14 protein-coding genes and 1 riboswitch are annotated in these 23,590 nt (G+C 43.5%); of the genes, 4 read left to right on the top strand and 10 right to left on the bottom strand.

Annotation, left to right across the window (positions count from 1 at the left end; genetic code table 11):
* The first annotated feature begins 147 nt into the window (after positions 1–147).
* The 4 genes from AC3WRW_RS20260 to AC3WRW_RS20245 all read left to right on the top strand — a co-directional run bounded on the left by AC3WRW_RS20260 (position 148) and on the right by AC3WRW_RS20245 (position 8,853).
* The gene (locus tag AC3WRW_RS20260) at positions 148–7,215 is read left to right on the top strand and encodes a family 43 glycosylhydrolase (protein ID WP_492548110.1); all 7,068 of its coding nucleotides are present in this window, start codon (positions 148–150) and stop codon (positions 7,213–7,215) included.
* 134 nt (positions 7,216–7,349) lie between these two features.
* Positions 7,350–7,799 carry a LytTR family DNA-binding domain-containing protein gene (locus AC3WRW_RS20255; protein WP_492548109.1) on the top strand — a complete coding sequence of 150 codons (450 nt, stop codon included), beginning with the start codon at positions 7,350–7,352 and terminating at the stop codon, positions 7,797–7,799.
* 146 nt (positions 7,800–7,945) lie between these two features.
* Positions 7,946–8,452, top strand: a complete 507-nt coding sequence (locus AC3WRW_RS20250; protein ID WP_492548108.1) for a hypothetical protein — start codon at positions 7,946–7,948, stop codon at positions 8,450–8,452.
* Between the two features lie 2 nt (positions 8,453–8,454).
* Positions 8,455–8,853, top strand: coding sequence for a DUF3021 family protein (locus tag AC3WRW_RS20245; protein WP_492548107.1), 399 nt, complete (start codon positions 8,455–8,457; stop codon positions 8,851–8,853).
* Between the two features lie 103 nt (positions 8,854–8,956).
* On the opposite strand, the gene AC3WRW_RS20240 is transcribed toward AC3WRW_RS20245, so the two are convergent.
* From AC3WRW_RS20240 to AC3WRW_RS20195, 10 genes are all read right to left on the bottom strand, one after another.
* Positions 8,957–13,837 carry a family 78 glycoside hydrolase catalytic domain gene (locus AC3WRW_RS20240; protein WP_492548106.1) on the bottom strand — a complete coding sequence of 1,627 codons (4,881 nt, stop codon included), beginning with the start codon at positions 13,835–13,837 and terminating at the stop codon, positions 8,957–8,959.
* Positions 13,838–14,161: 324 nt separating this feature from the next.
* Positions 14,162–14,473: a hypothetical protein gene (locus AC3WRW_RS20235; protein ID WP_492548105.1), complete on the bottom strand. Its 312-nt coding sequence runs from the start codon at positions 14,471–14,473 to the stop codon at positions 14,162–14,164.
* Positions 14,474–14,617: 144 nt separating this feature from the next.
* Positions 14,618–15,616, bottom strand: coding sequence for a copper amine oxidase N-terminal domain-containing protein (locus AC3WRW_RS20230; protein ID WP_492548104.1), 999 nt, complete (start codon positions 15,614–15,616; stop codon positions 14,618–14,620).
* Between the two features lie 503 nt (positions 15,617–16,119).
* Positions 16,120–16,335 carry a hypothetical protein gene (locus AC3WRW_RS20225; RefSeq protein ID WP_492548103.1) on the bottom strand — a complete coding sequence of 72 codons (216 nt, stop codon included), beginning with the start codon at positions 16,333–16,335 and terminating at the stop codon, positions 16,120–16,122.
* 55 nt (positions 16,336–16,390) lie between these two features.
* Positions 16,391–16,481: riboswitch (cyclic di-GMP riboswitch) on the bottom strand.
* 101 nt (positions 16,482–16,582) lie between these two features.
* Complete coding sequence (locus tag AC3WRW_RS20220; protein WP_492548102.1) at positions 16,583–17,587, bottom strand: hypothetical protein; 1,005 nt, start codon at positions 17,585–17,587, stop codon at positions 16,583–16,585.
* Positions 17,588–17,636: 49 nt separating this feature from the next.
* Positions 17,637–19,010 (bottom strand): sugar phosphate nucleotidyltransferase, encoded by a 1,374-nt coding sequence (locus AC3WRW_RS20215; RefSeq protein WP_492548101.1) that lies wholly within the window; start codon positions 19,008–19,010, stop codon positions 17,637–17,639.
* Positions 19,011–19,103: 93 nt separating this feature from the next.
* Entirely contained in the window at positions 19,104–20,147 is a 1,044-nt protein-coding gene (locus tag AC3WRW_RS20210) for an NAD-dependent epimerase/dehydratase family protein (RefSeq protein ID WP_492548100.1), read from the bottom strand.
* On the bottom strand, positions 20,122–21,498 hold the full coding sequence (locus AC3WRW_RS20205) for a UDP-glucose dehydrogenase family protein (protein WP_492548099.1): 1,377 nt from the start codon (positions 21,496–21,498) through the stop codon (positions 20,122–20,124). Before AC3WRW_RS20205 ends, AC3WRW_RS20210 begins: the two co-directional genes overlap by 26 nt.
* A 79-nt stretch (positions 21,499–21,577) precedes the next feature.
* The gene (locus tag AC3WRW_RS20200) at positions 21,578–23,002 is read right to left on the bottom strand and encodes a lipopolysaccharide biosynthesis protein (RefSeq protein WP_492548098.1); all 1,425 of its coding nucleotides are present in this window, start codon (positions 23,000–23,002) and stop codon (positions 21,578–21,580) included.
* Positions 23,003–23,004: 2 nt separating this feature from the next.
* Entirely contained in the window at positions 23,005–23,490 is a 486-nt protein-coding gene (locus tag AC3WRW_RS20195; RefSeq protein WP_492548097.1) for a serine O-acetyltransferase, read from the bottom strand.
* Between the last annotated feature and the right edge of the window lie 100 nt (positions 23,491–23,590).

Genomic DNA, 23,590 nt, shown 5'->3' with positions numbered 1-23,590 from the left:
AATGCATCCCCACGAAAGTGTAATTATTTACGCAGAAAAATGGTAAAAACAAATAAAAACACGGAATAATACAAATACATTTTGCCAGAAATGATACACAATGTATCTAGCGATGAAGAAATATATCTAATGATTGGAGGAAATAGCTTGAAGAAAAGGTTAACTTGCATGCCCACCAAGATTCAAAAGCTTCTGTCATCTGCCTTAATTGCCAGCATGGTTCTAACATTCACGACTCCTATGGAGTCCGTGATGGCGGCAGGAAATGATTCCATCGTGTTCCAAGATGATTTTAATGACCGCAATGCCGATGGGTGGACGACATATGGAGGATCCTGGAATGCTTCCGATGGAGCCTACCATAGCGATAAGGGAGCCGGTTTCAAGTCCGTTGCAAACGGTACCAACTTCAGCAACTTTGTGTATGAAGCCGATATTTCCATCAAGGATGGCGTCAATTCGGATAATGCCGGACTTATTTTCAGAGTCAATAACCCCACCGTCGGGGCGGATAATTTCCAAGGCTATTATGCCGGCATTACGGTGAATAATCTTGTTCAGCTGGGGAAAATGAACAACAATTGGACGGAACTGGCCTCCATCCCTTTCACGGTTCAACAAAACAAAGTTTACCGTATGAAGGTGGAAGCCAAAGGAAGCAATATTGATATTTATATCGACGGCCAGCATATTCTCAGCGCAGTAGACTCCACTTATACCCAAGGCGCTATTGGAGTCAGGTCCTTTTGGACGAATGCGACCTATGACAATTTGAAGGTAACGGATCTGGGACCTGTCGCACTGCCGAGCTACGATTGGTCGTGGGTAAAGGGGGCCGTTTTCGTGCCCACCAATGTGGTGAATCAGGTGCAGCAATGGGAGGAATATGACCATGACATCAATGACAGGGAGCTTTCCTATGCGAAGGCATATGGAATTAATTTTGTAAGGGTTTTCCTGCATAATCTGGTTTGGAAAAAAGACAAAGAAACGATGTTGAACAACATCGAGGATTTCCTTCAGCTAACCGATAAATACGGCATCAAAGTAGAGTTCGTATTCTTTGATGACTGCTGGGATGACCATCCGCATTTAGGGCCGCAGGAAGCACCTCGATACGGAGCCCATAACAGCCGGTGGATGGAAGCTCCCGGGGACGACATTAAGGCAAACTATGAAGCAAACAAGATGGATCTCAAGGATTATGTGCAGGGCATCGTCAATGCGCATAAAGATGATCCAAGAATCGCCTTCTGGAACATATTCAATGAACCAGGCAACGGCGAAACCGGCCTCATGGATCGCGTAACCAAACAGATTATGAACGATTCGAGAATGTGGATTAAAGAGACGGGCTCAACGCTTCCTGTATCTTCAACCGGCGGTCAGTTCACGGGAGGCCCCTTCTCCGACTTTATCACCTGGCATCCGTACGAGGCCGATTATCCGACGCCGTTTGGTGTAAAGAGCTCTATTCTTGCCGACGAGACCATGAATCGCCTGAATCAGAGTGTGCCGGGTATTGTCGAGCACTACGGTAATAAAGGCATCGGATATGTCATGTGGGAGCTTGGCATCGGCAGAGATAACACCCGTTTCCCATGGGGGACTGACGTTAAACCGGCGACTTCCGAGCCTGAGGTACCGTTCCATGGCATTGTGTATCCCGACGGCCATCCTTGGGATGTCAATGACGTAAAGGCGTTGAAAGGCGAAACATTTGATTCGATGCCCGTTTTCCGCGTCCAGTATTATGGAGACGAGCAATTTTCGAATTTGAAGAAAAGCTCCATTACCCCGCGTATCGATTTTGATTTGGGCGATGAGAAAGGAACGGGGTCGCCTGACGCATCCGCAGGCATTGGCGAGGACCATTTTTCAATCCGCTGGACTGGCACCGTTGAGCCGACTGCAGCAGGTGAATATACGTTCTATGCGGATAGTGACAATATTGCAAAAGTATGGGTAGGAGACTCTTTGGTTGTAGATAAGACAAGCCCTGCAAGAGAAGAAGCAAGCGGAAAAATGACATTGGCAGAAGGACAGAAGGTGCCAGTCAAAGTTGAATACGTGCATGGAACCGGAAATTCCAGCCTGCACATCAGGTGGTCGGGACCTGGCTTGACGAAACAAGCGCTGCTGCCTGTGTATTCCGGGAAAGCGGTTGAGGCCATCTCCCTGAAGCAGAGTGCCTTGACGATCAAGGTTGACGAGAAACAAACCCTTATTCCTGAGTTTAAACCAATGGATGCAGGCAATCAGGAGGTAAGCTGGACATCCAGCAGCCCTGCTGTAGCATCCGTGGATGGCAAAGGCGTTGTAACCGGGATTAGCACAGGAAATGCAACGATTACCGTTACCGCTAAGGACGGCGGGGCTACGGCATCTGCTGAAGTGACGGTACAGGCCAGTACAACTTTTAAAAATCCGATTGTTCCTGTTTCCAACACCAGCGGCGGTTCTGCCGATCCGAGCATCGTATTTAAAGATGGCTATTATTACTATGTCAAATCCAACAGGGATGCGTCTATCTCGATTTCCAAGGCTAAAAGATTGCAGGATATCGGATCGGTTCCCAAAGTAACTGTCTATACGCCGCCAAGCGGCCTCCCCTATTCAAAGGAGCTATGGGCGCCTGAGCTTCAATATCTGGATGGCAAATGGTACATCTACTTTGCTGCGGATGACGGCGCTAACGAAAATCACAGGATGTATGTGCTGGAAGGAAATTCCCAAGATCCTCAAGGTACCTATACGTTTAAAGGGAAAATATCGGACAGCACGAACAAGTGGGCTATTGACGGAGCCGTTCTTGTTAAAGACGACAATACCAAATATTTTGTATGGTCGGGCTGGGAAGGCGATGTCAATGTGAAGCAGAACATTTATATCGCTCCAATGAGCAATCCATGGACGATCAGCGGTCCGAGAGTTCAAATCTCTACGCCGGATCAAGACTGGGAGCGTAAAGGAACGCCTTATATCAATGAAGGACCGGAGATTTTGAAGAAAGATGGCAAAATATTTATCGTATACTCGGCCAGCGGCAGTTGGATGGACGATTATACGCTCGGCATGCTAAGCAATACGGACGGCCAAGTATTGAACCCTGCATCCTGGAGCAAGTCTGGCCCTGTTTTCAGCAAAGTGCCAACAGCGTATGGCCCCGGTCATAACTCGTTCACCACTTCTCCCGACGGGAAAGAGGACTGGATCGTGTACCACGCCGATCAATTCTCCGGCGGAAGCTGGGGAAATCGCAGTGTCCGCGCGCAAAAATTTACGTGGAATGAAAACGGCACTCCGAATTTCGGAACGCCTGCCGCTTATGGCGCTTCCATGGAGGAGCCCTCTGGCACTCCGCATGTAATCAGATACAAATATGAAGCTGAACATGCACGCCTCGGAGGTTCGGCAGCCATCACTGCTTCAGATAACGCATCGGGAGATAAGGTAGTCGGACATTTGGATCAGCCTGGAAAGGATTATGTAGAGTTTACGGTTGATGTCAAGGAAGCCGGCGACTATTCGCTCTTGGTGATGGCTGACAATGGAACGGCCAGCGGCGCAACTGCGGCGCATGATGTTTCCGTCAATGACGGTGTCGGCCAAACGATCACCTACCAAAACTTCGGGTGGAAAGGTTTTAACCCGGTATCTATGGATGTTAGCCTGCATGCTGGAATTAACACGATCCGTTTAACCAGCAAACTGAATTTTGCCCAAGTCGATTACATCGTTCTTCAGCCTTTGGAAGAGAATGGCGTCCCCGCGCCGGTAGAAAGCATTACGCTGAATAACCAAACCGTGACGATGGGAGTCGGAGAATCTGCTTCCTTGATTGCATCCGTCAGACCGCTGATCGGAACGAACAAAAATGTCGTGGTAACTTCATCGGCGCCTGAAGTAGCGACAATTACCCAAGACAGCAAGGATACAGCTACAGGAAGCACCCTTTTGACGGTGAAGGGACTGAAAGCGGGAACGGCAACAATTCGAGTGATAAGTGCCGATAACGGCTCGGTCATTGGCGAATGTAAGGTTACTATCCGTCAAGCGTCAGGGGACCCGGATTTATCGAAGTTTACCGTTGATTCCTTCGACAGCGAGATACTGGACCCGGCATGGTCGATTTTCCAAGAAAGCAAAAGTAATTGGAGCTTGACTAAAAATCCGGGCTCGATGACGATTCATACGACGCCTACGGACGTTTATCAGGACAACAATAGTCAAAACAATGTATTCCTTAGAGCCGTACCGGCCAATGGCGATTTTGAGATCGTTACGAAAGTTACGGCGCCTATTGCCTTAAATCACCAACAGGGGGGCCTCTTCGTCTGGCAGGACGCAGACAATTTCGTAAAGCTTGCTCATGTATGGGCGAATGGAAAAATCATTGAAACCGCTTATGAACTTGGCGGCGTTTATAAGAAACCAGGCAATGAGGCGGCTCATCCCGGCGGGGATACGTTGACGCTCAAGATCAAGAAAATGGGGAATGTCTATACGTCCTATTATTGGGACGGATATGACTGGATTCAAGCATCCAACCCTGTCACTGCGAATTTGAAAAATATGAAAGTCGGTTTTTATGCAAATAATATCGTTGCAACAAACAATCCGATCGATGTCCGATTTGATTATTTCGCTGTCAGATCCATCCAAGGCGGCGTTGATCTAGATCAGAAGAAGCTGACGCTTGAAGCTGGCAAGACAGCTCAGCTGCACAACTTGGGAGCGAGCGGCGAAGAAGTGACTTGGACCTCTAGCAATCCGGAGATCGCGACGGTCAGCAGCAGCGGACTAGTAACGGCTATATCGCCAGGCAGAGCGGTCATTGAGGCGGCATCTACAAGCGGTGATTTCCGCTCGCAAGCTGCAGTAACCGTGCCGAGCTCCCAGCCTGTGCCGGAGATCCTGTACACGAACGACTTTAGCGGGCCATCGGCTGAAGGCTGGTCTACGTTCGAAGGCAGTTGGACCGTCTCTAACGGTCAGTATGTGGTAAACAGCGGTCCCGGCTATAAAGCGGTGCTTGACAGCAAAAGCTTTACAGACTTCGTACTAGAAGGCGATGTGCAAATTACGAGCGGGAACGAAGCAGGACTTCTTTTCAGAGCATCGAACGTGGCAAATGGCCCGGATAATCTAGACGGATATTATGTAGGCATTAATGCTTCCGCACAATCAGCCGTACTCGGTCATATGTCAAAAGGCCAGTGGCAAGAGCTTGCTTCCAAGAAGCTGCCGATTTTTGCAAATGAATGGTATCACATGAAAGTCGTTGCGAACGAAGATCACATTCAGGTTTACGTGAACGACAATCCGCTCAACGTCAACGGATATCCGAAGTTTGACTTGTTGGACGCCTCGCATATGGCTACCGGCAAAATCGGACTGCGCACATGGAATGCGGATGCCAGATTCGATAACATCAAAGTATCTTCGTACCACGATTCGATTACTGGCCCTACTTATACAAACTCCGTGCTGCCGAACATTGCGGACCCCTTCGTACTGCAGCATGACGGCAAGTATTACTTGTATGGGACGAATACGGATCCCAATAAGTCGTCATTGGGCTTCAAGGTATATACCTCATCGGATCTGGTCAATTGGTCGGAACAGAATGAATTGGCGTTAAAGCAGTCCGATTCTTGGGGGACCAGCGGTTTTTGGGCGCCTGAGGTCGTGGAAAAAGACGGGACATTCTACATGTACTATGTAGTCAATGAAAGGCTTGCGGTAGCAACAAGCAGCTCTCCGTTAGGTCCGTTCGTCCAAGACGTCAAACAGCCTATGCATCTGAACACGCCGGAAATCGATGCGCATGTTTTTACGGACGATGACGGGAAAAGGTACATTTACTTCGTCCGGTTTAATCAAGGCAATGAAATGTGGATGGCCGAACTGAGCGACGATATGAAGAGCATGAAGGAAGATACGCTGCAATTCGTATTCCGCGCTACACAAGATTGGGAACGCAGTCAGAAGCAGCCGGTTGCAAGTATTAACGAAGGGCCGTTTATGATCAAGCATAATGGTACCTACTACTTGACCTATTCCGGCAACCATTTCGAAAGCCCGGATTATGGCGTAGGATATGCAACGGCTCCGACTCCAAGGGGACCATGGACCAAATACACGTATAATCCGATTATGAAATCCAACACAATTGTGCCTGGAGCGGGACATCATTCCTTGATCTATTCACCGGATGGTACGGAATTGTTCATGGTGTACCATACACATTACAAGGCCGGTACAACCGAACCGCGGAAACTTGCGATTGACCGTGTCCATTTCGTACCGCAAGCCGGCGGTATCGATGCGATGGAAGTATGGGGACCGACCCTTACTCCTCAGCTTAAGCCTTCCGCCGAGCAGTCGGCGGCACCAATGGCTACCTTACAAGGAGCAAGCAGCGTACAGGTAGGACAGTCCTTTGATCTCACGTATGGTCTCAGCCATTTGAACACCGCTCAAAGTATTTATGCCCAAGACGTCTCGGTCACCTTCGATCCTGCCCAAGTAGAGTTTGTTGATGCTGAGCCTGTTCAGCAGGGATTAACCGTCGCGGGTAAAAACGAAGCATCCGGTCGCGTGCGCATCCTGCTTGCCAGTATGGGATCAGGCAATGCCATCCATGCCAACGGCGATATGCTGAAGTTACGCTTTAAGGCAAAGTCTTCCGCGCAATCAGCTACTATCGGTCTATCCAATGTGATTATCTCGAATGGCTTAGGAGAGGAAAACGTACTTGCCAATGTATTCGTGAATGTAGAAATTCAAGCAAATGATCGGGCAGCGCTAAGTGCAGCTATATCAGCAGCGCAAGCGAAGTTCGATGCCGCGGTGGAAGGAACAGAAGTGAATCAATATCCTTTAGGCTCTAAGGCCGTATTGCTGACAGCGATTGAGAAAGCCAAAGCTGTCCTGAACAATGCGAATGCTTCCCAACAGCAGATCGATCAAGCAACAACGGAGCTTAACAAAGCGTTTCAAGCCTTTATCGATTCGGTTAATAAAGCTCGGCCTGGCGATGTCAACGGCGATGGAACCGTTACGATCGGCGATCTGGGCATCGTGGCTGCCGCCTATGGAAAAACTTCCGATGATCCGAATTGGAACGAGTACAAAAAGGCAGATGTTAACGGTGACGGTAAAGTAGATATTGAAGATTTGGCAACGATAGCCCGAATGATCTTGAATTAATAGGAAATGGCGTGCAAATTGACCATCAATTTGACACGCCATTTTTTTGGCCGCATTATCAAGATTTTTTTGACCGTATGAGATATGTTACATTATTCCAAAAGGAACTTATGTCAGGCGGTGCATGAGAACACATGAAGGTCAAAATAAAAATCATTCCGGAAAAGGTCGAGGAAAGCGTCCTCTTTCTCGCCCACCGAGTGACGCCATTTATTCAAAACCTAATTCAACTAATTGAAAATAATCCGTCTTCCCACATCTTTCTACGTAAAGTAGGCGAACAACGGGAACGGAAGCTCGATTATTCCAGCATTCTGTACTTGGAGTATTTGGAGAGAAAAATTTTCGTATACACCGAAAATGATGTTTATGAAATCCCAGGTCCGCTGTATAAACAGGAACACTCTATGCCAAAATATTTTGTACGCATATCGAAATCAGTGGTCTTAAATGTCTACATGATTACTGAATTTGAGACGAGCTTGAACGGTAATCTCACAGCTAAATTAACGAACAAAGAGAAATTAGTTGTTTCAAGGAGATACGTCAAAACGCTAAAAGATCATCTGCAGCGGCTTGAATAACCGCTCATGACGAATAATCCGCCGCTTGTGTCAGATTGGCTATGCTTCGTTAAACACGCGGTCTACAATGAACATGTACCGGGCGGACGGCAATCTGAGAGCCGGATGCTCATAATACTAACATGATCATAGGGAGTGTATAATGAATGGTTGAAATTATTCAAAAAATACCGCTGTATGTATGGTTGCTCTTAGCGTTTATGATTCAGAGGGGAATCTCTGCCTCTCAGGAAAGGGAGGCCAACATTTCAATAAATTCGTTTATTGTTCCCGGCGTCTTCATTATTTGGGGGCTGTTTAACATAATAACGAAATTTGCACACCCTTACTATTCGTTGCTGGTCTATGCCGTGTTTCTTTGTATCGGTGTTTTGCTGGGATCAAAGCTATATCAAAATAATTACCGTTTCTTTGTTAAAAACGGGGCCGTTTTTCGGGCCAAAAACTATTTGCCGTTATTCATTATTCTTTTTAACTTTGCTATCAAATTTGCCTTGAATGTTTATATGTATGTGGATACCCAGGCGATTAACAGGCTAAGCTTTAATGTTCTTTATACGTTAATCAGCGGCACTACGGTCGGACTGTTCTTTGGCGGTATTCTGGTTACGTATCGATATCTTACGAATCAGCGGGGCGCATTGCGGGGGTAGCCATGAAGTGGATGACGCGCATGACCAATGGACTGGGCTTAGGCTCGTTTGTCTATCTGTTTGTCTCTTTATTAAACAAAACACCGCCAACTTTAACAAAGGAAACGGTGCTGAACGTCTTCCTGATTTCGGCTTGCGCCGGTGTTTTAAGTTTCCTTTTTGACATCGAGCGTCTTAATTTTTTGACAGCGCTTGTCATCCACTTTATTGGAATTAACCTTGTTGTAGGGTTAACATTGTTCTTCGAAAGCTGGGTGCAGAACATCACATGGATGAGTTATTTGGGCAGTATGTTCATTTTTTACAGCTGCTCTTGGCTGGCGCTCGTAATCAGAAATAAACTTATTGCAATAGAATTGAACCAATGGATTAAGCGGCATTCCGACAGGAGCCAATATTGAGGCGAACGATCCATCTCCAACTCAAATTTAATATATAAAAACAGGGGCTGCCCCATAAGTCATTTCTCATGAATTATGGGATAACCCCCTTCTTCATTTGTTCCTAACCAAGAATTAATCTTGCTAATGCCGCCAAGTCTTCGATGTCGATAATTCCATCGTTATTAATATCGGCTTTTTTATACAGATCCCAATCGGCGTCACCCGATTTCTTGCCGTAAGCTGCCGCTACAACGGCCAGATCTCCGATGCTGATCTTATCATCACCGTTCATGTCTCCCGGATTCGAAGTAATGACCGAAGATATGAAGGTTTGTAATGCAGCAGCCAGTTCGTTCGTCGCTTGTTCCACTTGCTGCTGGGATGCCGCAGAATCATTGGCTACTGATTGAGCCTTGTCAATAGCAGCCTGCAGCTTCGCTTTCGAGCCAACCGGATACTGTCCTTTATGAGTTCCCTCTTCAGCAGCATCGTACTTGGCTTTGGCGTCGGCAATCAGAGCAATCAGCGCCGCTTTATCGACAGGAGCGGTAATTTGCAAGCTGTATGCAGCTCCGGCTATTTCCCTCTCCACACCCTTAGCGTTAGCGACCAGCGCATCTGACAATGTGATCGCAGCCGGATCCGATGAAGACGACTTCGCTCTCCAGTGCAGCTTTAACATATCTCCGTTTGAGCGGCGGTCTCCCCCGACAATGGCGGAGATGATTCTGACCTTGCCCGGATGTTTGACAAAATCGGAAGTGGCAGCGATCTTCAAATCATCGTTCAAGGATTCCGCCGACACAAATTCCAGTCGCTCTGGATCATACGCAAAAGTTAAATCTTGAGCGTATACGCTGTCGCTTACATTCGCAAAGCTATAAGTGACATCAAAGGATTGGCCTGCACGAACAGCCGAAGGTCCGCTTAAAACTGCTTGTTCGGCAGCATTGTAAAGTTCCAATTCGGCCAACTGGAACCGGAAGACGGTATCATCGTGAGGCATCGGCCCGAGCTTCGTAACAAGTACTCTGACATATCTGGCATTTACAGTATCAAAGCTGTATTTCTGAGGCTGACCTTCAGGATTCGCCTGCCCTCTGATCTGTTTCACGACCTTGTAGTCACCCGTTTCCGATTTCACTTGAATGTCAAAATCAATCGGGAAGGATGCCGTATGTCCGTCGGTCGTCTTCGAGTCCGTTCTCGGGAACAGGACGAGATTGTTGAACGATTTCATGCTGCCCAAGTCAACTTCAACCCATATCGGATTGTTCGATACATCCTGTGAGTTGAAGCCTTGACTGGAGTACTTTAAATTCAAATTTCCATCGGTCAAATTGGAAACTTTCCAAGTCGGGCCACTCTCTAAAGAATTATTGCTGCTCGCTTTTTTGCCCAAAGCCAAATTGGTACCACTGGATATAAATAGGCTAATCGACGATGAAAGTGTGGCTCCGCCGTAGGTAACTTCTGCCGTAAGCGTCGCGTAGCCAAAACCCACCGCTTTCACTTTTCCTTCTGCGTCTATTGTCGCTACATTCGTGTCACTGCTCTTATAGATGATCTGAGCTTTAGCTGGATCAACAGCAACTCCATTTTCTGTTCTCGCGTCAACATGCAGCTGAGTCGTTTCACCAACTAACATTTTCGTTTGATCAGCGCTTAAGCTGACCGTACTTAATGGACTTTCTGCAATCGTCAATTGAGAGGCGAACGAATAGCTGCCGGACCCTACCTCATACACGGCTTTGCCTCCGTCCATCTTCACAAAACGGATGCCCTCCGCCTCACGGGCGCTTATTCCGCCTTCAGTAACGGTATCCTCCTTATCCGTAGGCACGTAAACGGTCGCTGTGGTATTCACCGGAATTGTGACATTCAGTTTGAACTGTTTGTCCTTGAACTTCCAATCGCTAGAAATTTTCCCATAGACCGAATCAAAGCCCGCCTTCACGTATTGAAGTCCACCGCCCACAGTCGGCTGAATCACGGTATGTTTGAAGCCCGGCTTTTCCGGATCGGCTTCAATACCTGCCGCAAATCGGAACATCCACTCTCCTACGGAGCCAAGCGAATAATGATTAAACGAGTTCATGCCTGGATCGTTAAATCCGCCTTCCTTCGTATAGGAATTCCAGCGTTCCCAGATCGTCGTCGCACCGTTTTTAATGCTATAGCCCCACGAAGGGTACGTGTCGTTCGTCAGCAAGCGATAAGCAACATCGGAATATCCCGCCTTAGTAAGCACAGGGAGCAAGTAACCTACCCCCAAAAATCCGGTAGACAAATGCCAGTCACGGCTTTTGATTCGATCTACGAGGTATTTGGCCGCAAGCGGCTGTTTGTCCTCAGGCAGCAAATTCATTTGAAGCGCCAGCACGTAGCTCGTTTGCGTACCTCCTGTAATGTGGCCGTCGGCAGTTACAAATTTCGTATTAAATGCAGTCTTAATATCGTTAAATAAGGATTCATATTTTTGCCCATCGGCATCTTTGCCAATGATTTTGGCCATTTTTGATAAAAGATTTGTACTATAAGCAAAATAAGCCGTGTTTACAACATCTGTCGGCGTATTATCATCAAGATTCAGCCAATCGCCGTAACCTCCGGTCGGCCGTATGAGTCCGTTGCTATTCTTCTTCATATAGTCAATCCATTTGACCATTGAATCATAATTGTCTTCAATTACCCGTTTATCGTTATAGGTTAAGTATACCGTCCATGGAACGATAACTCCGACATCCCCCCATCCGTTAGTTCCTCTGCCAGCGATACTGACATAAGGCGCTACATCCGGATAGGCTCCGTCCGTTCCTTGTCCGGACACCACATCCCGCATGTACTTTTCAAAGAACATCATCGTATTCATATTATAGCTCGCGGTTCGGGCAAAAATCTGTGCGTCTCCGCTCCATCCCATTCGTTCATCACGCTGCGGGCAATCTGTCGGAACGCTTAAGAAATTGCCTTTTTGCCCCCAAACAATGTTGCTGTATAACTGATTCACCATACTGTTCGAAGTTTCGAATGATGCCGTCGGTTCCGTATTCGAATGGACGACCACACCCGTAATGCTGTCTAACGCCGGGGTACCCGGATATCCGGTTACTTCCACATAGCGGAAACCATGGAATGTAAAATGCGGTTCGTATACTTCTGTCCCTTCGCCTCTCAGCGTGTATTCATCCGTCTGTTTCGCCGTCCGCAAGTTAGCCGTGTAAAGTGATCCGTCGTCATTCAACATTTCGCCAAAACGCAATTGCACGTTGGTTCCGGAAGGTCCGTTCACTTTTAACCTCGCCCATCCGACCATGTTTTGCCCCAAATCAAAAATATAAGTACCTTGCGCGGGCTGCGTAATGACTTTGGGCTTTAGCTCCTGAATGGCCTGAACGGTCGGGCCCGTTTGCGCGATCAGCTTACCTTTGAAATCACTTGCTTGCACCGCGTTGATCCAATTTGTATCATTGTATCCAGGTTTGTCCCAATCATGGATTTCATTGCGGGCATCGTACGTTTCTCCCATCAATAAATCGTTAGACAGGATAGGCCCTGTTGTGGCAATCTTCCAAGATGAATCGGATACGATCTTTTCTTTCGTTCCGTCCTCATATTCTAAGTTCATTTGAAGCAGCAGCTCCGGCTGCACGCCATACACATATGCCCCCGCCATCGCTACGTGTCCGGAATACCATCCCTCACCCAGCAATGCTCCTAAAGCGTTGCTTCCATTTGTAAGCATCGGGGTAACGTCGTAGGTCTGGTATTGAACAAACTGGTTGTAGTCCGTCCAACCCGGAGTTAAATAATCTTCCCCGACCCTCTTGCCGTTCAAGCTCAATTCATACAGACCGAGTGCGGTCGCGTATACGGTCGCCTTCTTCACCGGCTTCGTAACTTGGAAAGCTTTGCGAAGCTGTGGAGCACTTTTTACTTTTTGATTAAACACAAGATCATTGGTCAAATCCTCAAGCACCAATTGACCGTTCTCAATTTTGCCGCCGTCAAATGCTTTATTGTCCGGATTTGAGAAATCTTCCGCGAACAGTACTTTCCCTTCCTGATCCTTGATGACAATATTATCGAAGCTTGCGCGTTCATTCGTTGTTCCATCTTTATGCTCCCTAAACCCGATTTTGCCGAATCCAAAGTGGTTATCGACCAGCGTATCGACCAGCTGTCCGTTCACGTAAGTGGAGATTTGACTGCCTTTCACGTCGATTTTCAAATGATGCTGCGTATTGAGCTCTTTCCCCTTCGGGATGATGTTTGAGACGTTGACATTTTTCAAAACGGCCGGGCTGCTATTCCAAATGTGCGGTCGGAACTGCATGTAACCCTTTTGTCTCACATCCATCTGCCACATATAGAAATGCGATGGATCCTGCGATCCGAATATAAATCCGGCAGCGTCCTGCAAGAGCGTGAAGTCCAAATCGATCGTATAATTAGGGATATTCGGAATTTGTTCTTTCGGAATGGTAATCCAGTTTGCCTGCCAGTCCGTTGGCTGCAGCAGTCCCATTTCCCAATACGCCGACTCACTCCAATCCGAACTATGATCATCCTGATCCCAAACCCGTGTTTTCCAGTAATAACGCTGGCCAGATTGAAGTGATTGACCGCCATATTCCAAATTGACGGAGAGCTCCGAATTTACCTTTCCGCTATCCCACAGATCCCCTTGATTTTGTGCCAACATATTCGGACTGGAAGCGACCAGCACTTGGTAAGCTGTCTGTTTCTGCGAGCGAGCGCTTGATTCCAACTGCCAGCTTAATCGTGGCTTTAACGTATCCAGCCCCAGCGGATTTACAGCTTGCTCCGTCTTTAAATTTTTGATTTGGATGGGCATGGAGCTGATTTCGGCGGCGCTGGCCTTACTCACTCCGTCTGCATCGGCAAAAGCCATCCCCGGCATCAATATCGTGGAAAGTAGAGTACCGCTCAACAAAAATGATAACGCTTTCTTTTTTTGTTTGCCAAACTGATTGGACATAGAATTTACCTCCGCTATACCTTTTTTAATACCTTTTTTACAACTGTTTGTCCATCATCTGTAGATATGATGCGCTTACAAAGAAGATCCTGTATATGCGTTCTCGCCCCCCTTCTCAAACCTTACTTACTCAATTTATTATAAAGAAGGATTTCTTCCATTTATAGGCATCCAATTTTTAGAATAGGTGTATATTCTTTACCTTTGACCGGGGGAAGGCATCAAACAATCCCCTACATGCCGTTGTACTAGAATAGCAAAAAAACCGAGAACCCTTTTCTAAAGGGAGTTTCTCGGTTTTTCAGAACAGGTTTTTACAACTTATTAAATGCCTGGATAGCCAGGGGGATATGGATAGTAAGAATATGGATATGGATATGGATACGGATACGGGTAAGGATACGAATAATAAGGTTGAGTTGTGCTCCATATCAGAGGGGCTACAGCCCAAGGGAGAAAATCTACGCCGCCGACTCCAGGACCCACAAATTCCGGACCAAATCCCGGTCCATGCCCGATTCCGGGACCATGACCAAAGTGCCCTGGCCCTGGGCCTCCCAGTCCGCCATGTCCGATGCCTCCGCCATGTGAACCGCCTACAGGCGGACGAAATTCTTCATTTTCAAGTTTCGTCATTTCAGGAATCACTCACATTCTTGTGGTAGTAGTTTATAGCCTAATACACAGTATGTGTGTGAATGCCTAGTTGGTGAATGATTCGCAGAAAATAGGCGAAAATAAACCGGAAGCTATCCGTTTATGGAGGCTTCCGGTTATGAATTAGTTGGGTTTGATTTCCGCTTTTACTTTCGCTTCTTCATCCGCTTTCTTTTTTTCATACAGTCCCCTGTAGGTATCGACAATGCTTGTATCATACTCATTATTCTTTAGCTTTGTCTCGAAATCGTTCATAAGCTGATTGAATGCCTCATTTGTTTGTGCGATTTTTAGATTGGCCTCATCACGTAAACTTTCATCTTTGGTAGCTTTATATTGATCCAATAGCCGCGTAAGTTCATCATGACTTTTCGTTTGGAGCTTCAGCAGTTGAGCTACTGTTTCGTTATTAATCGAGTCAAAAGAAGGCTTCGTGGAAGCTCCGCCACCCGCTCCTCCACCACCAACGGCACCGCCGCCTCCTACTGCTGGAGCTGTCGGCTCAGGTTTAGGAGTCTCCGGCACTTTCACCTCAGGAGCCTTCTTATCCGAAGAACTAACGGCTGAAACCGTGTAAGTTTCAGGGTCCCAATGAATCGTTTTGCCAACAGACTCAGAGAAAAAGCGAATAGGCACATAAAGGCTGCCATCGACAATGTAACCTGGCAAATCCTCAGGCGGATTTTTCGCAACCCCATCAAATACATATGAAATCTTCTCTTTATAAACATTCAACTTGCTGGCTGCCAAATTCGCTTTGTCTGGCTTCTTCTCATTACTTTTCGAATAAACCTGCGTGTTGAGCTTGTACTCTTTGATATTAATTTTGTCTGTTTCCTTAGGTTCGGAAATCGTAACTGTGTAAGTATCCGCATCCCATTTCACCGCTTTATCCAGGGAGTAAGAAATGAACCTGATCGGGACATACGTACTGCCTTCATAAATAAACCCCGTCTGACCTTCCGGCGGCGCATACTCTTTGCCGTCAAAAGTGAAATGCATAGGTACTTGATACACATCCACATCAACAGGAGCTTGCGCGGCGGATGCCCCGGTACTCATTCCCATGAATAATGCTAAAGATAATCCTGCTGCGGCCTTGAACCGATTTTTCACTTTCATTTGATCCACACCTCGTATATTAATTTGGTTGTAACAATTTTTTGGCACTGTTTTTATCCAAATACTAAGCAATAACTAACTATCCAACATGCCGCGGTACATCAAAGGTTATAAGTTCACATTTTTTCTCAAAACATAGCGCTAACTTTGCAGGGATATAAGAGCATCGATGAGAATCAAGGATAAACGACTTCGTCGTCCTTTCAGGACGGGCGCGTTTGTCAAGGTAGATGCGAAGCAAAAGTATAAAACTTATACTTTCTTATCTACTAAAAAATAGCTGCTTATAGCGCGCAAATGAGGTGCGGCATTTTGATCAATGGAATGAACGAAAACAAAAACAATCGCTTTTTGATGTTTAAAGGTTGTTTATGGGGACTGCTTATTATGATCCCGTTCTGGGTGGTATGTATTTATCTCATAATAAAGTACTTGTAGTCGCTAATGCCTGCATGCCTTTTAAACATAAAAAAAGCACCCTATAGGTGCTTTAATCAATCGAATTATGATAAACAAACCTGTCCAATACTTTCATGACCTTTTTCAAAACGCTGAACATCGTCTGTCATACAATAAGTACTGGAAACTGTGTTTTGAGGAAACTCATTTGCAAACATAGCCTCAGCCATCTGATCTGCTTGTTTAGCAACTGCAAATATACTAACATAAAAAATACACCCCACAATCCAAAGAATAGTCAACATGGTTAACCAAAACATATTCTTCTCTACCTCCCAAAGGTTTGTCCCACATAAGAATCAGACGGAGGCCGTAATCGGCAGCTGGCTGACATACCGGTTCTTTTCCCAGTTTAGTCCCTGTAGCTTTGCGTCACTGACTTTCATCAATTTTGCCATTGTCTTACGATTTATGTGATTGTCGTTTATAGGATTATTTTAGCAAACAATACAGATGTAGCATGAGCCGTCCGAACCATTATTTGGATTTATAAACGGGTCGGTGGAACTACTTGTTTGAAAGAGCTTTTTCGATCTGACCAATTGCACTGTTTTGCGCCGCTTGCTTCATAGATGCATAGGATTGCTTCCAGCCATCAATCTCGCCAGAGCCTACCCCAGCTTTCCCCGCATCCGAAAGGATTGCATTAAAGCCAGAGTCACACTTAGACTCCGCATCCACAAATTTTTGCATAAACGTGCTTTGCAGTTCTTTAAGGCCTATATCTTTATTGCCTTTCTTCGCATTTACTACGCTGGAGACAAGAGAGCTGATGTTGCTTTGGCATGTATTTTTTAGCGCATCTAGTTTGGAGTTGTAGGTTTCTATAAGTGTAGGATCTGGTGTAGGATCTGGCGTTGCTTCCGGAGAGGAGTCTTTTGGAGTCGATTCCCCTTTCGGTTGCTGAACTACTTGCTGACTTTGATTCGACTTTTTCTTATCCTGAAGCTCTTTTGCTATTTTTTTTCGCTCTTCCGGGTCCTCAATTCCTATGAGTTCAATTGGGTAATCAGGATCAAGGATGTGCAGAGCCTTGCCATATTGTTTGGTTATGGATCGAAGGGCTTCTATCTCATCATTAGTAAGTTTAGAGAGGAGCAAGTCGCGAATTTTCTGTTTTTCATCATTAGATAAATCGCTTTTCGCCTCGCCAGTGAGGTAGTAAACCTCTTTCAAACTCAAACCGGATTTCAATAAAATTGCTGCTGCATCTAAAGCATCCTGCGTCTTTATTGGTTTGTTTGCAAACTGATTGGCTTTGTCTAAAGGGGCATTCAGCAAAGAAGGAAGAGCTGGCTCACTTGAGGATGAAGGAGATACTTGGCTCCCATCCTTTGCTGATTCATGCTGCTCATTGCCAAGTGTTTGATGTCTCTGCAGAATATCCTCAACACGTATGGACTTAATTTGATAATAAACTACGATGGAAGCAGTCAGAAAAATTCCAACAATTAAACTGCTGATCCCTACTAACCACTTTTTCCAAGGTTTTAAAGATTTCCAGCGCTTCATGAGTTGAATCACCTCCTTGCTCTTCCTATTTATCAAGCCCGTAAAGCGATTATAATCTACTTAAACAATGATCTTGAATCTCACCCCAAGTCATTAACAGACGGGTAATATCCTCTTCAACTAATTCACTTCCAGTTTGTACCTCAATAAATTCCAGATCTGAAATCCCTCTAACGGCATGCTTGGTACCAACTGGGATATGCCAGACATCTCCCGCTTTGACAGGAATCAAGCGATCATTGATAACAATTTCGCCTTCACCTTTCGTAAAGTTCCAAACTTCGCTTCGTTTAAAATGGATTTGATAACTGGAATTTCTACCGGATAATATACAGATTCTTTTTGTTAATACTTCATGTCCTGGGGAGTACCGCGCATAGTCTAAAACCTTATACCAACCCCAACGCCTCTCCTCGAACATAGGCCTCTCATCATAATTACCTAGCAGCTCCTTAATCCGAGGGCTAGCGCCTTTCTCTGTGACGAGAATACCATCTGCACTTGCTGCGACTACTACATTTGAAAGTCCTAGGACAGTAACCGGAATATCCAGCTCGTTAACAATATGGGTATTTGATGAATCTTTACTCATAATTCCTTTACCCATTACATTCGTTGCCATTTCTTCAGTTAAAGTGTTCCAAGTACCAAGATCTTTCCAATACCCTTCATAGGGAAGAGTAACGATATGATTCGCTTTCTCAACTACTTCGTAATCAAAACTTATTTTTTCCAATTTCCCATATTGCTTTAGAAGCTCTTCATATTGAATAGGCATTCCTTTTTCTATTAATAAGGAAATCAAATAATCCAACTTAAAAGCAAAAACCCCGCAATTCCAAAGTGCATTTTGTGCAATCAAATGTTGGGCATACTCTTCCGTAGGTTTTTCTTTAAAATGACTTACTTTAATAAATGAATGATTATCAATGTTATTTTCAGGAATTATATAACCATACTTTGAAGAAGGATACGTTGGTTTGACACCAATTAAAGCAAGATCTGCACCAGATTGCGAAAGTACTCCTTCGAGTTCTTTCACTTTCTCAAAAAAGCCGTTTTCCACGTATGGATCTACAGGTAAAATGGCAACAACTTCATTTAAACTAGTTTCCTCAATTGAATAAAGATAGGTTGCAGCCAGAGCAATTGCAGGGAAAGTATCTCTTCTTTCCGGTTCTACAATTAATGAAACACTATTCCCCAATTGACTTTGGATCATATCCACTTGAGCTTTTCCAGTAGCCATAACAGAGTCGCTATCCAATCCAACAGCTTCTAATTGGCCCCAGACACGCTGGACCATTGATTCATAGTCACTGTTTTGGTTCTCTAACACTTTAAGAAACTGTTTAGAACGAGAATCATTAGAAAGGGGCCATAGCCGTTTGCCTGAACCGCCTGATAGTAGTACAAGTTTCAAAGAATCTCCTCCAATGAGAATAGTCACAGCGGACATAACTATGCATAATTTGAGCAAAAAATAAATCGGGGTAGCCTAGTAGCTACTCCCGATTTATTTTTTAGTCAATCTCATTTTATAATATTCACAATACCAATCCGTAAATCTCTGTAAACCAATTTCTATTGAAGTCTTAGGCTTAAACTCAACCACCTTCTCTAATAATTCCGTTGAAGCATACGTAACAGGTACATCACCTGGTTTAATCGGTTCAAATAATTTATCAAATAAAACCTCTCTGCCTAATGAAATGCTCAGGCATTTCTCTAAAGTTTCAATAAAAGTCATCAACTTCTCCGGTCTGTTATTTCCAATATTAAATACTTTATGAGGGGCATTTTCCACGGCCACAGGCGGGTTACTGAGCAGTCGTTCAATTCCCTCCACAATATCATCAATATAAGTAAAATCACGATATAGATCATTGTCAAAATCACCGTTGTTGAAGATCTTGATTGGCTCACCTGAAAAATATTTCTGGGTAAATCCAAAATAGGCCATATCTGGACGTCCTAATGGCCCGTATACAGTAAAGAAACGTAGCCCGGTTGCAGGAATCTTATAAAGATGGCTATAGGTGTGAGCCATTAGTTCATTAGATTTTTTTGTTGCGGCATATAGTGAAACAGGATTGTCAACCATATCTGTTTCCTCGAAGGGCACTTTTTTATTAGCACCATAAACAGAACTAGAAGATGCATATAAAAGATGCTCGACCGGATTATGCCTACATGCCTCAAGAATGTTGTAAAAGCCAATGACATTGCTTTGAATATATACATCTGGATTCTCAATTGAATACCTTACACCAGCTTGAGCAGCTAGATTTACGACAACATTAGGCCTATATTCGTTGAATGCATTGTTTAGCATAACCTTATCTGAAATATCACCTTCAATAAACGTAAACCGCTCATAGGGCTTTAGTAACTCTAAACGAGTATATTTAAGATTAACATCATAGTAATTATTGATATTGTCGATACCAATTACCCTACAACCTCGTTCTAATAGTTTCCTTGATAAATAGTATCCAATGAAGCCTGCTGCTCCCGTGATAAGGTATGTTTTACTATAATCGAAGTTCTTGCAATTCATTGCTTTTCAACTCCTTTAAACCTTCTCTACTAGCAGGTTTTCTTCCTATAGAGTGATACTCTACCCCTGCTTCTTGCATCTGTTTAACATCATAAATATTCCTTCCATCATACACTAAAGGAGTTCTCATCAAATTCTTATAAGTTTCCGGATGTACTTCTTTTACTTCTCCCCATTCAGTAAAAATAAAACAGACATTTGCTCCATCTAAAGCATGCTCTATATGACCAACATAGGTGATACTACCTTTTCCACTCTTACCCTCAGGATGGACCTTAGCAAAATTCTCTGCTCCTACTGGGTCATACGCATAAATATATGCACCTTGCTCTAATAATAATGGCACATTTTCAAGCGAAGCTGCTTCTCTTAAATCATCTGTTCCAGGCTTAAATGTCAATCCTAGAACAGCTACTTTAAGACCATTAAACGTAATAAGTCTTTTACTAGCTTTTTTATATAAAACTGTCTTTTGTTCTTTGTTCACTTCAATGGCAGCCTTAACTGTTTTTAACTCATATCCGTGTTGTTTTGCAATATAATCTAATGCTTTTGTATCCTTAGGAAAGCATGATCCACCGTAACCAATACCAGCATTTAAAAACTTACTTCCAATCCGCTCATCAAAACTCATTCCTCTTGCAACATCCTGGATGTCTGCCCCCACTAATTCACAAAGATTTGCAATATCATTCATATATGATATTTTAAGAGCAAGGAAGTCATTGGATGCATACTTAATCATCTCTGCAGATCTTCTGTTTACTGAAACAATAGGCAATTGAAAGGGCTCATAGATCTGCATAAGCATCTCTTGAGCCCATCCGCTTTCAGTTCCTATAATAATTCTTTCTGCATGCAACGTATCGTGTACCGCAGAGCCTTGTGCCAAAAACTCTGGATTCGATGCTACTTCCACCTTCACATCATTGACTAGAAAATCTTGAATAAATTGCTCAACTTTATCATTAGTACCAACCGGAACGGTGGATTTTACTACAACTAAGCAATCCTTTTCTAAAGATTCAGCAATTTGCCTTGCCACAGTCGCAATATAAGAAAGATTTGCAGAACCATCTGGTTGTTCCGGCGTACCAACACCAATAAAAATTGCATCTGCATCCCTGTAGGCGGATTTATAATCTGTAGTGTAATTTATTCTCCCAGCATCATAATTCTTCCGCATTAACTCTTCTAAACCCGCTTCATAGATTGGAGAAATACCTGATTTCATTATGGTTACTTTATTTTCATCAATATCAACACAGGTTACTTGATGCCCAACTTCTGCAAAACACACGCCTGCAACTAAGCCGACATATCCAGTTCCTGCAACTGTTATCTTAAACATAAGGTTCGCCTCCCTTATCATTAAATACCCACAGTGCCCAAAAAATTAAAATGGAAGTCATCATTTCTATTTCTAGAAACTACCGAGTAACAGAATCCCCAGGCAGCATTTTCCCTTTTCTTAATTTTTTCACTTCTACAATCATTTCTTTATTTAAATATAAGACAAAAAACATCGCCAAAAAACTAATAACGGTGCTGAAAATATTAATTCCTTTGCTACAGACCATAACTACTAATAAATACATAAACGCTAGAAGAATAATCCTATTCCATTTAACTACAAGCTTTATTAATCTCTTTGCAAAGATCCATCGAGCAACTAACATTGCAAGTGCACCCGATATCTGCGCTATCGCTACGCCTAGAACTCCTAATATATTTACCATTAAAGACGCAAGAATAATTGTTATGACTGCACCACAAGCAGTTGTATAAAACAATACATTGGTCTTGCTTCTTGCCTGAAAAATGGCTCCTACGTTTGTAGCCATAGTCATAAAGATTGCATACACTAGAAATAGTGGAACCAAATTGTATGATTGTGAATATTCAGTTTCAGATATAACATAATAAAAAATTGAAATGAATGGAACTGCTAAAACGCTTATAGACAAGAATAATTTAAAAACAATTTGAATTATATTTGAGAAGTATTCATCTATGTCATCTTCTTCGCTTTTAATTATTGCTTCTTCGATTAATGCCATAGATATTACTGTTCCCAACATAGAAACTACAGTACCGAATTTCATTGCAAATGAAAACAATCCATTTTCGTATGTACCAAGTTGATTCGTAATAATAATTCTTCCGAATCCTGAAATCAACCAATTTGATGCAAGGTTTAGAACTAACGGAAGTGAGAAAATTATCATTTTCTTTAAAACTGACCAATGAAATTTACCAATTATTGAATATTTTGAGATTTTGATTTTCATTTCTATCAATAATAAAATCGAAATCTGACCAACGATAAATGACCAAAACAACCCTGCTCCGCTCATTCTAAAAAAGCATACCGTTATGATTAGCATTACGAAATTTATCACTGTTCCTGCTACACTTGCAATTAAATATATTTGATTAAACTTTAATGCTCTTGCATAATACTGCCATACTTGAGCAGCACCATAAACACATGTCATCAGCATAGTGTACATTGCAACTTTATTATTACTTATAATTCCAATTAATACACTTGTGACTAATAGAATTAATATAATTATTTGTACTATTCGTAATGAAGTAGCAATAACATTTATACGTTTTTCTTCATCTTTCTCTGCCACCAAAAATCGTAAGATTGCTTCCCAGAGTGCCAAAAAAATTATTGGCGAAACTGTGTACATTATTGTTTGGGAATAATCAAATACTCCTAACTCTTCCACGCTTACAAAATAGGCATAAAAGGGAATCATAATTGCCATTATAATTTTAGATGCAAAATTACCAATAAAATATAACCCCGTCTTTTTCACTATATTTCCATCAACTTTACTCATAATTAATTTTCCTTATAAGCTTTATTAACACATCTTGCTGGAATTCCTGCCCAGGTAGTATTTTCTTGGGTGTCAGATATCACCAAACTTTGAGCCCCAACTGTAGACCCTCTCTTAACTACACAACTTCCTAGAATCATTGAATTTGCATATAGTACAACATTATCTTCAATACACGGATATACCCCTATATGTTCTTTTGCTCTTCCTACAGTTACATTCTGATAAATAGTTACGTTATCTCCTATACAAACTCCTTCTCCAATGACTATTCCAATCGGATGTGGAAATACAATGTTATCCCCTATTTTTGCATATGGTGAAATATCGCAGTGGAAATTTTTGTAGATGATAGAGTTGATAATTTTCATTATTAAAAAGGATATAATATTTCTTTGTTCAGCCGCTTTAGATTGTGCTTTTACTAAAAAACGAATTTTTTCACGTCTTCCAACAAAAGGGATTAAGATTTTACTTATATCTTTCATAATTATCCCTCCTTAAAGTATTCATTCTACGATTAGTTTTTCTACTTATTATCTCAAGTATTTTCAGAGTAACTGCAAACAACACAATTTTCATTTGTGC

This window comes from Paenibacillus sp. FW126-R14, from assembly GCF_058789495.1.
The sequence above is the reverse complement of the archived record's forward strand: the minus strand, read 5'-3'. Positions and strand labels throughout refer to the sequence as shown.